Origin of the sequence: Capnocytophaga sp. oral taxon 864, from assembly GCF_002998835.1 — a bacterium.
Lineage (GTDB): Bacteria > Bacteroidota > Bacteroidia > Flavobacteriales > Flavobacteriaceae > Capnocytophaga > Capnocytophaga ochracea.
Map to the genome: position 1 here is coordinate 1,435,563 of NZ_CP027232.1, position 13,945 is coordinate 1,449,507.

The following is a 13,945-nucleotide window of genomic DNA, read 5'->3' on the forward strand; positions in this document are numbered from 1 at the left end:
ATTATATATTAACCAAAATTAATTCTTTCCCTGTGAATTTGAAATAGTAATTCTTTTGATGACTAATATTGTCTTCTTTATATAAATATATTTGGACAATATCTTTTTCTACTTTTAAGCTAGGATAATAACCTGTTATTAGTTCGGGGAGAACTCCTACGTATTTCTTTACAAAAGCATTACCTTGATATTCCAAGAGAAGTATCTCATGTTCATTTTTTAGGACAGCATATTTTTTATTAATACGATAACAATCATAGGTATAGATTTGCATAGGTATTTCACTCCAGAAATCCCAATTAGCATCATACAACAATTGTTTATCTCTATTTCCTTCTATAGTTACAAAATACCCTAAGCCTTCTTGGTATTTTATGAAGGCTACTTTATAAGGTATATCTACTACTTTTACATTTTCGTCGTTTAAGATAAACTTTTTGTTGTATAGTTCATATTCAAAATCGCCATCATCTTCGAACTGTACTTTTATAGTTGCTACGCTCACATATCCATTGACATACACAAAAGTGGGTTGTAAGCGTTTTGTATCCATTTGGGCTACTTTTTCACCTCTAAACGTTAAACTATCGGGAAGAGTTTCTATGTGTTTAGAAAGCACTTGATAGGTTTGAGAATCATATTTATAAAAATAAAACGTATTGTTGTGTTTCGCAAGCACATCGGAAGGAAAGCCTATTCGAGGAATTGTTTGCTCTATTATTTCAGCTTCTATAGGAATATTAAGTTTTTCCTTTAACAATTCATCTTTTGTCTTTTCTTTTTTAGGTTCTTCTTTTTCTCCAATAACATCATTATTGTCCTTGGTGTTACACCCTGAGAGTGCCAATATAGAAAATCCTACAATAAGTATATATATTTTTTTCATAGCATTATGTATTGACTAACATTAGTTCCTCTCCGGTAAATTTGAAATAGTAATTCTTTTTATTACCATTTTTATAAAGATAGATTAGAATTTCGTTCTTTTCAAAATTTATTTCAGCAATACAATCAGTTTTCTCAAGAAGTGCTGCAATGTATTTTTTTACTAATTTATTATTTTTAAATTCAAAGAGGATTACTTCCTTATCATTATTCAATACAGCAAATGATTTTTTACCAGAATAGGGAAGTTTATGAAAATACAAGGGCACTTTTCCCCACAAATTCCAATTGGTATCGTATAATAGTCGCCATTGATAATTATCTGCTATAGCAATAAAACAACCTATTCCTTCCATATATTCTATTTCTTGTATTTCATAAGGAATATCTACTACTTTTACGGCTTCATCACTTAAAACAAACTTTTTTGAATAATATTCATACTGAAAGCTGGTATGAGAAGGACTTTCTACAATAGCAAATGATATTCTAATACCTCCCATTGCAATATTATTTTTTTGATACAGAATAGGTTCTATACGCTGTGCATCTATCTGACCTACTTTTTCACCTCTAAATTCTATATCTTCAGGAAGTGTTTCAATATGTTTAGCAAGAACTTTGTAGTCATCGTCATATTTATAGAAGTAAAAAGTTTTTTTATTTTTAGCAAGTAGATAAGATGGATATCCCACTACACCAAATGCTTCATATGTTATTTGAGCTTCAGCAGGAATACCGAGTTTCTCTTTTATAAACTCTTTCCACGGTTTTTCTTTTTCAAGGTCTTTGTGAGGATTATCAGATTCTTCTTTAACATTGCATTCCAAAAGAACTAACATAAAGACTCCTATCACAATGTTAAGTATATATTTCATTTTATGTGTTTTATTCATTTGATGAGGCAAATATATAACTTTTATTTTTTATTTGCAAGAAAAATCTTTCCTTTTTTTTATTTTACTTTTCATTCCTTTGTAAAATCGGTCTTTTATTATGTAAATTTCTAAACTTTATTTTGTTATGTTACTCAAAATATAATATATAAAGCTATAAAACACTACATTCAACAGTAAAAAGAAATAGGTAATCTTTACAATTCTAAACACTTATTGCGCATACACCCCTCTAGTGATATTCAATCTTTATAAAACAAAACTTTCTCCCTCTTTCTTCAAACCAATAATCCCTAAAAATAAATGAAAATAGACAAGTTCTACTCTTTGTGTAGAATCAAGATCTACAAAAATCTTCCTTTGAATAGAAAGCGAAAAAGCTCCTTGAGTTAGCTTTTGATAAAAAACATCGTCAAAAATAGCATCAAAATCCTTCTCAACTTGCAACTTACTATTAGGTAAATGATTAAGAACCTTCTATAGGAGAAACCCAACCTATTGTTACTCTTTTGTTTATCTTAAAACTTTTATCTTTTAAGCTGACTGAGCAACATAATAGAATCTTGTACATAAAAACTATCTTCTTGCGCCAAAGCAAAAGTACTAATGAACAATGATAATACAAAAAAATATACTTTCATACTCTTTATTTTTTTGATTATTCTACTTTTAGCTAAAAGTAATGATTTCTCCTTAAAAAACTTAAATTAGAACAGATCGAGAGATTAAAATAACAGCCCAAAAACTACCACTTATTTACCTAATTTTCCAAACTTTTTTTACTTTTTTTCTTGTTATTTAGAAAATTCGTCGTATCTTTGCACCGAAAAATAATACTTGAGGGGACATTTAAGTCCCCTCTTTTTATAGCAAATGAATTTCAAAGACCAAGTTAAAGAGTTAGTTAATAAGGCTTTAAGCGAGCACCCTGAACTATTTCTAACCGATTTAAGCGTAGGAACTGACAATACCATTCGCGTGACTATCGACGGAGATAAAGGCGTGGGTATTGACGATTGTATAGAGCTTAGCCGTGCTATTGAAAACTCTTTAGACCGCGAGGTGGTAGATTTCGCCCTGGAGGTTACTTCGTTTGGTGCTACTGAGCCTTTTGTAATGGAACGCCAATACACTAAAAATGTGGGTAGAACCGTGCAAATCACAACACTCGACGGCAAAACACACGAAGGAGTACTGAAAGGCATTGTTGAAGGTAAAACCGTACTCGAAACTGAAACTCGCGAACCGAAACCCGTAGGTAAAGGTAAAACCACTGTAAAAAAAGAGCACTTGTTTGCGCTCACCGATATAAAAGAAACTAAAGTAATCATTAAATTTTAATTAAACGTATATGAATAGTCTTGAATTAATCGAATCATTCTCGGAGTTTAAAGATGATAAACTCATCAATCGCGAAACCTTGATGGCTATCTTGGAAGAGGTTTTCCGCAATACCCTAAAAAAGAAATATGGCTCTGACGATAATTTCGATATTATTATCAACCCCGATAAAGGCGACTTACAAATCTTTCGTAACCGTGTGGTAGTGGAAGACGGTGCAGTAACGAACGACAATCAGCAAATTGAACTTTCGGTGGCTCGCAAAATTGAACCCGATTTTGAGGTAGGAGAAGACGTTTCAGAGGAAATTAAAATTAATGACTTGGGTCGGCGTGCTATCTTAGCTTTACGCCAAAACTTGATTTCTAAAATTCACGAATACGATAGTATGACTATCTATCAGCGTTTCAAAGACTTGATAGGTCAGCTATACGTAGCCGAAATACATCATATCCGTCACAAAGCTATCATCTTATTAGACGACGAAGGCAATGAGATTATCCTTCCTAAGGAAAAACAAATTCCGTCAGACTTCTTTAAGAAAGGCGAGCACGTGCGCGGAATTATCGAATCAGTAGAGCTGAAAAGCACTAAGCCTACCATTATTATGTCGCGTACCTCTCCCCTATTCTTGGAGCGTTTGTTCGAACAAGAAATCCCTGAGATTGCCGACGGACTTATCACTATTAACAAGGTTGTGCGTATTCCAGGAGAAAAGGCAAAAGTGGCTGTAGATTCATTCGACGACCGTATTGATGCGGTAGGTGCGTGCGTAGGTGTGCGTGGGTCTCGTATTCACGGTATTGTGCGCGAGTTGGGCAATGAGAATATCGATGTATTACCATTCACCAATAACCCACAACTGCTCATCACCCGTGCCTTGGCACCTGCACGTGTATCTTCAGTGATTATCAACGAAGAAGAAAAACGTGCTGATGTGTATTTGGCAAATGAAGAAGTATCGAAAGCCATTGGTAAATCGGGCTATAACATTCGCTTGGCGAGTCAGCTTTCAGGCTATGAAATCGACGTATATCGCGAAGGAGCAACCGAAGAAGATATTGAGCTTAGCGAGTTTAACGACGAAATTGAAGAATGGGTGATTGAAGAACTGCAAAAAGCAGGACTTGATACAGCTAAGAGTGTATTGGAACTTTCTGCCGAAGAGCTAATGCAACGCACTGACCTCGAAGAAGAGACTGTAAGCGAAGTGCTACGCATTTTGGCGGAAGAGTTTGAATAGGGTAATAAGGAAAAATCTGCGAGAGCAGAGTATATGAGGGAGGTAGATTCCTTACAACTTAAACAAAGAATAATGTACCCTTTCTTCTTAGAAGGGGAATGGATTTTAATAAACATATATGAGCGAGGGAAAAAAAATAAGATTAAGCAAAGTTTTAAAGGAGTTCAATATCTCTATGGTAACAGCCGTAGAATATCTGAAGAAGGAAAAAGGGATAGAAATAGAATCTAACCCTAATACTTCTATTACAGAAGATATTGTAAAGTTCCTTTCGAACAAATTTAACGCCGACAAGAGTAAGCGTGAGGTTTCAAAAGAGATAGTGGAAGACAAGCGCAAAGAGCGCGAGGCTATCCGCATAGAGCAAGAGAAAGAAAACCAAGAGAAGCGCAAACAGCAGGAGCAAGAAGTAATAAAAGCTAAGGCTCAACTGGCTGGGCTCAAACCTGTGGGTAAAATAGACCTTGAAGAAGGTAATAAAAAAGAAGGGACAGCTCCTACTCAAGAAGCACCAGAACCAGAAATTACTACTTCAAAACAGGAAGTAACTACTTCTAAAACAAAGACAACAACCTCGAAGCAAGAAGCAACTTCTGGAACAGTGCAATCTCAGCTTGCTAAGGACAAGAAAAAAGACAACAACAAACCCGACGCTCAAAAGAATAAATCTGCTTATCAAAATCCATTGGCACAAACCGTTGCTACGCAAAAGAAGAAGGAACAACAGATCCATATCCCTAAGGAAGAACTCACAACTGAGATCCCTGCAGGTGTGATTGAAACCCAATACCAAAAGCTCACTGGTCCTAAAGTAGTGGGTGAGAAAATAGACCTCAGTCAGTTTGAGAAAAAGAAGAAAAAGCGCAAACGCAACCGTCACAAAGACAAGGATAAAGAGACTCAAACTACTGCTAATAGCGCTACTGATGCTACTGGCGACAGCGAAAAACGCAAACGCAAACGTATTCGCAAAGATGAAGTGAATGTGGTTAAAAGTGGCGACAACACGAAGAAAGAGAAGAAAAACAAGATTATTGCGAAAATAGAACCTTCCGAAGAAGAAGTACAAAAACAAGTGCGCGAGACCCTCGAACGCTTGCAAGGTAAAGGTACAAAATCTAAGGGGGCTAAATACCGCAAAGAAAAACGAGAAACACACCGACAAAAGGTAGAACAAGAGCTCGCTGAACAAGAACAACAGGAGAAAATACTAAAAGTAACCGAGTTTGTGACAGTAAACGAGCTGGCTACAATGATGGACGTACCTATCAATAAGGTGATTGGTGCGTGTATGTCTCTCGGTATTATGGTAACAATGAACCAGCGTCTCGATGCCGAAACCCTCTCGATAGTAGCTGATGAGTTTGGCTATGAAGTGGAATTTGCAACAGCTAACATCGAAGAAGCTATCCATACCGAAGAGGATCAACCTGAAGATTTAGTACCTCGCGCACCTATTGTTACTGTAATGGGTCACGTAGACCACGGTAAAACATCGCTCTTAGACTACATTCGTAAAGAAAATGTAATTGCAGGCGAAAGCGGAGGTATAACTCAGCACATTGGGGCTTACAGCGTGAAATTAGAAAGTGGTGAACGTATCACTTTCCTCGATACTCCTGGTCACGAAGCCTTTACTGCTATGCGTGCTCGTGGTACCAAGGTAACCGATATCGCTATTATTGTGGTGGCTGCCGACGACGATGTAATGCCTCAAACCAAAGAGGCTATTAGTCACGCACAAGCCGCAGGAGTACCTATTATCTTCGCTATTAACAAGATTGATAAACCGAATGCGAACCCCGATAAAATTAAAGAACACTTGGCGACTATGAACCTCCTCGTAGAAGAATGGGGCGGTAAAATACAGTCTCAGGATATTTCGGCAAAACAAGGTATTGGAGTATCTGAACTATTGGAAAAAGTACTCTTAGAAGCTGAAATCCTCGAACTGAAAGCAAATCCAAACAAACCGGCGGTAGGTACTGTAGTGGAAGCAGCTCTTGACAAAGGTCGTGGATATGTATCTACTATATTGGTAGAATCGGGTACGTTGCACGTAGGCGACTATGTACTGGCAGGTACCAACTCTGGTAAAATACGTGCTATGCACGACGAACGAGGTAAGAAGGTAAAAGAAGCAGGCCCCTCTACTCCTATTTCTATCTTAGGATTGGACGGAGCTCCACAAGCAGGTGATAAATTCTACGTATTCGAAGACGAAAAAGAAGCCAAACAGATTGTAGCTAAACGCGCTCAATTACAACGCGAACAATCAGTACGTACGCAACGCCACATCACCCTCGACGAGATAGGGCGACGCATTGCTCTCGGTGACTTCAAACAGTTGAATATTATTCTTAAAGGTGACGTAGACGGCTCGGTAGAAGCACTTACCGACTCTTTCCAAAAGCTCTCTACTGAAGAGATACAAGTGTCTATCATTCATAAAGGCGTGGGAGCAATTACCGAGTCTGATGTATTATTGGCTTCCGCCTCCGATGCTATTATCATTGGTTTCAACGTTCGTCCGATGACCAACGCACGCGCCTTGGCAGAAAAAGAATCTATCGATATCCGTACTTACTCTATCATCTACGATGCTATCAACGACCTCAAAGACGCAATGGAAGGAATGCTTTCTCCTGTGTTTAAAGAAGAGGTTACCGGTACTGTAGAGATACGCGAACTCTTCAAGATTTCTAAAGTAGGAACCATTGCGGGTTGTATGGTAACCGATGGTAAAATCTACCGCAACTCTAAGATACGTCTATTGCGTGACAATGTGGTTATCTATACGGGTGAACTTTCTTCACTCAAGCGTTTCAAAGACGATGTAAAAGAGGTGAGCAAAGGTTATGATTGCGGTTTGCAGATCAAGAACTACAACGACATTCACGAAGGCGATATAATAGAAGCCTTCCAAGAAGTAGCAGTAAAGAAGAAACTGTAAAAAGTGATATAATAAAAAAGCGCCTTTTAAGGCGCTTTTTTTATCAATAGGGTGGAATATGGGGCTCGAACCCACGACCTTCGGAACCACAATCCGACGCTCTAACCAACTGAGCTAAGACCACCGTCTGTATTTTCGGGTGCAAAAGTAACTCCTTTTTCCCAATCTACCAAATATTTAGACAACTATTTTTTAGCTAAGTGTTAAGTGTTAAGTGTTAGAAACATTTAGCTCTTTGATTTTCAATCTCTTTTCACCTTTCACTCACATACCCTGTTACGAGCCCTCACTGGCTTTACCTTTTATCTTTTACCTTTTACCTCTACCAGTAATGGCGCTTTCTTGTCTTTCTCCGAAAGTTGTATCACCTCAGCTGGTAGTCGCCAATCGATACCTATGATAGGGTCGTTCCAGCGCACACTACCCTCACTCTCGGGAGCGTAGTAATTGTCGCATTTGTATTGAAAAATAGCTTCTTCGCTCAGTACAGCAAAACCGTGAGCAAAACCTCTCGGGATAAAAAACTGGCGCTTGTTTTCTTCGTTTAGTATCACAGACTCATACTGCCCAAAGGTAGGTGAGCCTTCTCGCAAATCCACTGCTACATCAAGTACTTCTCCTTTTACCACTCTCACCAATTTAGCCTGTGCAAAAGGTGGTTTCTGAAAGTGTAATCCGCGCAATACCCCATAGGTCGATTGCGATTCGTTGTCTTGTACAAATACAGTGGGGCTTACTAACTCATTAAATCGCTGTTGCGAAAACGATTCAAAAAAGTAACCTCTTCCGTCAAAAAACACCTGTGGCTCAATAATCACCACGCCTTCTATCTTAGTTCTGATTACTTTCATCGGTAGGATTTTGTTCTTCTTGTGCAGGTGCCACTTCTTCTGTTGGTTCTATGGGTTCTATTACTTTTGTGTTTTTACTCTTGCGTTTGGTAACTTGCAAATGCGTGATACGTTCATTTATCAAGTCTCCTGTGATGAAATCTATATTAGGCTCAGTATACGCTTTCTGATAGGTTTTCAGTGCCTTTTTATCGTCGCCCATCTTTTCGTAATATTCAGCTAAAAAGAAGTTGGGCATCGCTGTTTTTAGGTAGCCATTGCTCTCTACGTATTTCGCCAATTTCTTAAGCGATTCCCAGTCTTGCGACGAATTAATAGCTGTATAAGTAGCCATCACATCGTTTAGTATAGGCACTTTCTTTACGCCTAACTGTTTATAAATAGTGTTATATTTGTTCTCCAAATATTCATAAATCCCCGTTTCAAGAGTCTCCATTTGGGTCTTAAACTCCTTGCCTCCTATAGGTTTATAAATGTCAAAACACATATCAAGAGCCTGCGCTATCCCTTGCAATTTAGCAGCATTTACTGAGCTTCCTTTAAAATCAACAAAGTGATATTCTACCGATTCGTGCACAGGCGCTGAGCGCATCGCTCTTTCAAACTGAATTGCCTTGTCGTACACCACTTTGTTTTCCACATCGGCAGTAGCCATATAGTAAAACAAACGGTTAGGCACTCCCGCTGCCAAAGCGTGCGAAAACTCTTCTCCCATACGTGGAAGAGCCACTGGATTAAGGCTTACTATCATATTAAAAGTAGGTTTCTTCTCGGCAAGCATATAGTAGTTAGCCAAAAAACCCGCCTCTTCCGAAGCAATAACCCCTTTTAGGTCAGCTATCGGGTATTTCCCTTGTATGTAAGGCACTAATTCTGCCGATACAAACTCAAAGAAACGAGCCGACTCATTAATAGGGCGACCCACCTCTTCTACCACCGTTACATCTTCTTGTTTGGGTTCATACACACCCACCACTATACACTTAGGCATTTCACCAAACTGTTCGTAATAACGCACCATCGAAACAACAGGCTCCATCAACGTTTCGGCATTGAGCACTACTATCAGCGGATATGCCTGTCTATCCGTGTACTTTTCAGGCTTGTAGATACCTATCTTCTGTTTTCTATTGAGTCTCCCTGACGAAAAAGTCTCCGAAATAACCTGTGAAAACGCACTTTGTAAGGTTACCAAAGCGATAACGATTGTAAGAAATTTCTTCATTTTTTTATAGTATTTACTTGTTAAAGTCATTTTTGCATCACCACATTCCCCCTTTGAAGGGGGCGTAGGGGGATGTTTTTAAAACAATTACTATAACTCTATTTAATTCTTGATTTATAGTATTTACTTTATTTTAAACGCACAAATGAAACAAAAAAGCTCCATATAGCAAAATTTTAAGCATTTTTTAACGAAATTTTAACTTTATACCGATACCTGCGCTTTAATCGTAGGGTAAGGGTCATAGCCTTCTAAACGAAAATCGTCATAATCAAAGGCAAACAAATCCTTCACTGCCCGATTCAAGTGCATCGTAGGCAAAGGACGTGGTGTCCTGCTGAGCTGTAAAGCTACCTGCTCACGATGATTGTTATAGATGTGCACATCTCCAAAAGTATGCACAAAATCTCCTAATTGCAAATCGCATACCTGCGCAAGCATCATCGTGAGTAACGCATATGAAGCAATGTTAAAAGGCACCCCTAAAAACACATCGGCACTGCGTTGGTATAACTGACAAGACAATTTCCCATCGGCTACGTAAAACTGAAACAGTGCGTGACAAGGAGGCAATGCCGCTTTACCATTGGCTACGTTCTCCGCAAACGATTTTCCCGTATCAGGCAATACCGACGGATTCCAAGCCGAAACGATAATCCGTCGGCTTTCAGGATTTTGTTTAAGGGTCTCTACCACCGTTTTTATCTGGTCAATCGCCTCGCCATTCCAGTGGCGCCATTGCGCTCCATAAACAGGACCGAGGTCGCCGTTTTCATCTGCCCATTCGTTCCAAATGCGCACCCCGTGGTCAGTGAGATATTTAATATTTGTATCTCCTTTTAAAAACCAAAGTAATTCATAGATAACCGATTTTAAGTGTATCTTTTTAGTCGTTACCAGCGGAAAACCCTTATTGAGGTCAAAGCGCATTTGGTAACCAAATACACTAGTCGTTCCCGTGCCGGTACGGTCATCTTTAGAATAGCCATTATCGAGGATATGGCGCAAGAGGTCGTGATATGTTTGCATTTTTAGTTAAGTGTTAAACCTAAGAAGTTAAATCGGTGCAAAGATACAACAATAATAAAAAATACCAATACCCTAACCCCTCTCATTCTATCAACCCACTTATTTCCAATTTTTTATATAGCTTATCTTTGTCTTATATATCACTACGCTTCATCTTTCCGTCCCCACACTCCCACTAAACTCCTCCAACAAATTTACTAATTCCCAAAATCTCTAATTTGCTAATTCTCTTTTCTGTCACACTTCCCCCTAGTGCCTATGGCCTAAGGCCTATCACCTATTCCTCTTTCTTTCGCCTCGAAACCCCGTTTTTAATATTTTTAGCATTATTGTATCACACTATTAATCAGTTATTTATATACCCTTTCTATACCAATCGTCCAAGATTCGTATAAGCTTCCTATAAGCTCTCTATAAGCTACCCCCACCCTCCTTACACCCTTTTTTCACCAAAACTTCTCTCAGCTCTCTTCCGAATCTCTCCGATATCTTCCGAAAGTTCAGAACCTCTCTAAGATTCTCTGAAAACTCCGACGAACCTCTCTCCCCATTTCACAAGGCGTAGCCTTGATTTTGTTTAAAATTTGTTTAATTTCTGAGGCACAGCCTCATTCCTCTAACTCAACCTCGCACCTCATTTCCCCATTTCCTCATTTTCTAATTTCCTCATTTTCTAATTTCCTCATTTCCTCATTTCCTAATTTTCTAATTCTCTCATTTTATAATTTTCTAATTCGCTAATTATAGCTATCTTTGCATTTTAATTACTCGAAAAACTATGGCTGATAAACACCATTACAAAGGTCTTACCGATGCACAAGTTCTTGAAAGTCGCCAAAAATACGGCGAAAACTCCCTCTCATCAGTAGAAGGCGAACCGCTTTGGAAACAATTCTTAGAAAAGTTCACTGACCCCATTATCATCATTCTTCTCGTTGCCCTCGTCTTCTCTTTTGGAGTATCTACTTATGAGTATATGGTGCATAATGAAGGTTTCGATGCTTTCTTAGAGCCCATAGGGATTCTCTTTGCTGTACTCTTGGCTACAGGTGTCGCTTTCTATTTTGAACATAAAGCCAATAAACAATTCGAAATTCTCAATCAGGTAAACGACGAGATTTATTACAAAGTCATTCGCAACGAACACATTACACAAGTGCTCAAAAAGGATATTGTAGTAGGCGATATAGTGATTTTGGAAACCGGAGAAGAAGTACCCGCCGATGGCGAACTCCTCGAAGCCGTATCAATGCATATCAACGAGTCTACCCTTACCGGAGAACCTTTGGTACACAAGACCACCAATCCAGCCGATTTTGAGGCAGATGCTACTTACCCTTCTAACTACGTTTGTCGCGGTACTTCGGTATCCGATGGTCACGGTATTTTTGAAGTGAAAAAGGTCGGCGATGCTACCGAATATGGCAAAGTGTTCGAAGGGGTTCAGATAGACAACACAGTAAAAACTCCTCTCAACGAACAGTTGGATAAACTCGCAGGAATGATTACCAAAATCAGTTACGCCATTGCAATTTTGGTGATTGTAGGTCGCCTTATCCTATATTTTACGCTTCCTGCTCATAACATAAACCAAATCGATTGGATTGATTTTGGTCACTATCTTCTCAATACAGCGATGATTGCTATTACTGTGGTGGTAGTTGCGGTACCCGAAGGCTTACCGATGAGTGTTACCCTCAGTTTGGCTTATAGTATGCGCAGTATGATGGCTACCAATAACCTCGTGCGCAAGATGCACGCTTGTGAGACGATGGGTGCTACTACCGTGATTTGTACCGATAAAACGGGTACGCTCACCCAAAACCAAATGACTATCTACGAAACTTATTTCAATCATTTTACAGATGAACAATTAGGTGAAAAACTCATCGCCGAATCGATGGCAGTGAACTCTACGGCTTACCTCGATTTTACTGATAAAGAAAAACCAAACGTGCTGGGGAATCCTACCGAAGGAGCACTCCTATTGTGGCTCTACGGCAAAGGAACTAATTACTTGCCCATACGCGAAGGGAGTGAAGTGCTTAACCAACTCACTTTTTCTACCGAACGCAAATATATGGCTACTTTGGTGCAATCACCTGCGTTGGGCAAACCGGTATTGTACGTAAAAGGAGCACCCGAAATCGTGATGACTTTTTGCTACGAGGGTGGTAAATTCCTTTCCGATATTCCTCAAGCCGATTTCGAGGCAAAACTATTACAATACCAAAACCAAGCGATGCGCACTATCGGTTTTGCATATAAAGTAATCGACGACCCGAATACGGTAATATCCGAAAATGGTAAGTTAGTGATAAATGGCTTAAATTTTATAGGTATTACTGCTATTTCTGACCCCGTACGCCCTGATGTGCCTGCTTCTATTGAAGAATGTTTGCACGCAGGCATTCAGGTGAAGATTGTAACCGGTGATACACCAGGTACCGCTCGCGAAATCGCCCGCCAAATACATTTGTGGGACGATACTTGCACCGAGCGTAACCAAATCACCGGCGTAGAATTTGCCGCAATGAGCGATACCGAACTCTTAGACCGCATTACCGACCTACGTGTGATTTCACGCGCACGTCCGCTCGACAAAGCACGCCTCGTGAACCTATTGCAACAAAAAGGCGAAGTTGTAGCCGTAACCGGTGATGGTACCAACGATGCACCAGCCCTCAAAGCTGCCCAAGTAGGTCTTTCAATGGGCGACGGAACCTCAGTAGCCAAAGAAGCTTCTGATATCACTATCTTGGACAACTCGTTCAGTAGTATCGGTAAAGCCGTGATGTGGGGGCGTTCACTCTATTTAAACATTCAGCGTTTTATCCTCTTCCAGATGACTATCAATGTGGCAGCGTGTATCATCGTGCTCATTGGGGCATTTTTAGGGGTAGAGTCACCGCTTACCGTAACCCAAATGCTCTGGGTGAACCTCATTATGGATACCTTTGCAGCATTAGCGTTAGCGTCCTTACCACCGAGCAATCGCGTAATGAACGATAAACCTCGTGCGCGTGGTGCTAATATCATTACAAAACCAATGACGAAAGGCATTTTTGGTGTAGGAGGATTCTTTGTAGTGTTGCTTTTTGGTTTCATTCAGTACTTTAAAAATGAGGATATCACCAGTCTCACTCAATTTTCAATTACTGATTATTTCAGTCATTTCTTTCACTTCGGAACACCCAAAAACGGACTATCGGCTTATGAACTTTCCTTGTTCTTCTCGATATTCGTGTTCTTGCAATTCTGGAATATGTTCAATGCCAAAGCTTATCGTACCGGCAAGAGTACTTTTTATAATATAGGCAAGAGCCAAGGTTTTATACTTATTGCTACGGTGATTGTCATCGGTCAAGTGTTTATCACTACTTTTGGTGGACAGATGTTCAATGTAACCCCACTCAAGCTCACCGATTGGACAATCATCATTGGCGCTACCAGCCTCGTACTCTGGACAGGAGAAATTCTCAGAGCCATAAAAACAGAAAAGTAATAGTTACATACTTAGCC

At 39.4% G+C, this 13,945-nt stretch carries 11 protein-coding genes and 1 tRNA gene; 4 read left to right on the plus strand and 8 right to left on the minus strand.

The window, feature by feature from the left end:
• Position 1: 1 nt before the first annotated feature.
• The 3 genes from C3V44_RS06270 to C3V44_RS06280 all read right to left on the minus strand — a co-directional run bounded on the left by C3V44_RS06270 (position 2) and on the right by C3V44_RS06280 (position 2,228).
• The gene (locus tag C3V44_RS06270) at positions 2 to 886 is read right to left on the minus strand and encodes a hypothetical protein (RefSeq protein WP_106095915.1); all 885 of its coding nucleotides are present in this window, start codon (positions 884 to 886) and stop codon (positions 2 to 4) included.
• A 4-nt stretch (positions 887 to 890) separates the two neighbouring features.
• Entirely contained in the window at positions 891 to 1,763 is an 873-nt protein-coding gene (locus tag C3V44_RS06275) for a hypothetical protein (protein ID WP_106095916.1), read from the minus strand.
• A gap of 267 nt (positions 1,764 to 2,030) precedes the next feature.
• Complete coding sequence (locus tag C3V44_RS06280; protein ID WP_106095917.1) at positions 2,031 to 2,228, minus strand: hypothetical protein; 198 nt, start codon at positions 2,226 to 2,228, stop codon at positions 2,031 to 2,033.
• A 426-nt stretch (positions 2,229 to 2,654) separates the two neighbouring features.
• On the opposite strand from C3V44_RS06280, the gene rimP reads away from it, so the two are divergent.
• From rimP to infB, 3 genes are all read left to right on the plus strand, one after another.
• Positions 2,655 to 3,122, plus strand: a complete 468-nt coding sequence (gene rimP / locus C3V44_RS06285; protein ID WP_106095918.1) for a ribosome assembly cofactor RimP — start codon at positions 2,655 to 2,657, stop codon at positions 3,120 to 3,122.
• Positions 3,123 to 3,132: 10 nt separating this feature from the next.
• Entirely contained in the window at positions 3,133 to 4,365 is a 1,233-nt protein-coding gene (gene nusA / locus C3V44_RS06290; protein ID WP_002675200.1) for a transcription termination factor NusA, read from the plus strand.
• A 118-nt stretch (positions 4,366 to 4,483) separates the two neighbouring features.
• Positions 4,484 to 7,318, plus strand: a complete 2,835-nt coding sequence (infB, locus tag C3V44_RS06295; protein WP_106095919.1) for a translation initiation factor IF-2 — start codon at positions 4,484 to 4,486, stop codon at positions 7,316 to 7,318.
• A 49-nt stretch (positions 7,319 to 7,367) separates the two neighbouring features.
• Here infB and C3V44_RS06300 read toward each other — a convergent pair.
• From C3V44_RS06300 to C3V44_RS12240, 5 genes are all read right to left on the minus strand, one after another.
• Positions 7,368 to 7,443 (minus strand) — tRNA-His (locus C3V44_RS06300).
• A gap of 177 nt (positions 7,444 to 7,620) precedes the next feature.
• On the minus strand, positions 7,621 to 8,169 hold the full coding sequence (gene rfbC, locus C3V44_RS06305; protein ID WP_106095920.1) for a dTDP-4-dehydrorhamnose 3,5-epimerase: 549 nt from the start codon (positions 8,167 to 8,169) through the stop codon (positions 7,621 to 7,623).
• Positions 8,150 to 9,394, minus strand: a complete 1,245-nt coding sequence (locus C3V44_RS06310; protein WP_106095921.1) for an alpha/beta hydrolase-fold protein — start codon at positions 9,392 to 9,394, stop codon at positions 8,150 to 8,152. Before C3V44_RS06310 ends, rfbC begins: the two co-directional genes overlap by 20 nt.
• 204 nt (positions 9,395 to 9,598) lie before the next feature.
• Positions 9,599 to 10,423: a thymidylate synthase gene (locus C3V44_RS06315; protein WP_009410566.1), complete on the minus strand. Its 825-nt coding sequence runs from the start codon at positions 10,421 to 10,423 to the stop codon at positions 9,599 to 9,601.
• Positions 10,424 to 10,834: 411 nt separating this feature from the next.
• Positions 10,835 to 10,927: a glycosyltransferase gene (locus C3V44_RS12240; protein ID WP_106096638.1), complete on the minus strand. Its 93-nt coding sequence runs from the start codon at positions 10,925 to 10,927 to the stop codon at positions 10,835 to 10,837.
• Between the two features lie 274 nt (positions 10,928 to 11,201).
• Between C3V44_RS12240 and C3V44_RS06325 the strand changes: the two genes are divergently transcribed.
• Positions 11,202 to 13,928, plus strand: coding sequence for a calcium-translocating P-type ATPase, PMCA-type (locus C3V44_RS06325; RefSeq protein WP_106095922.1), 2,727 nt, complete (start codon positions 11,202 to 11,204; stop codon positions 13,926 to 13,928).
• The last annotated feature ends 17 nt before the right edge of the window (positions 13,929 to 13,945 follow it).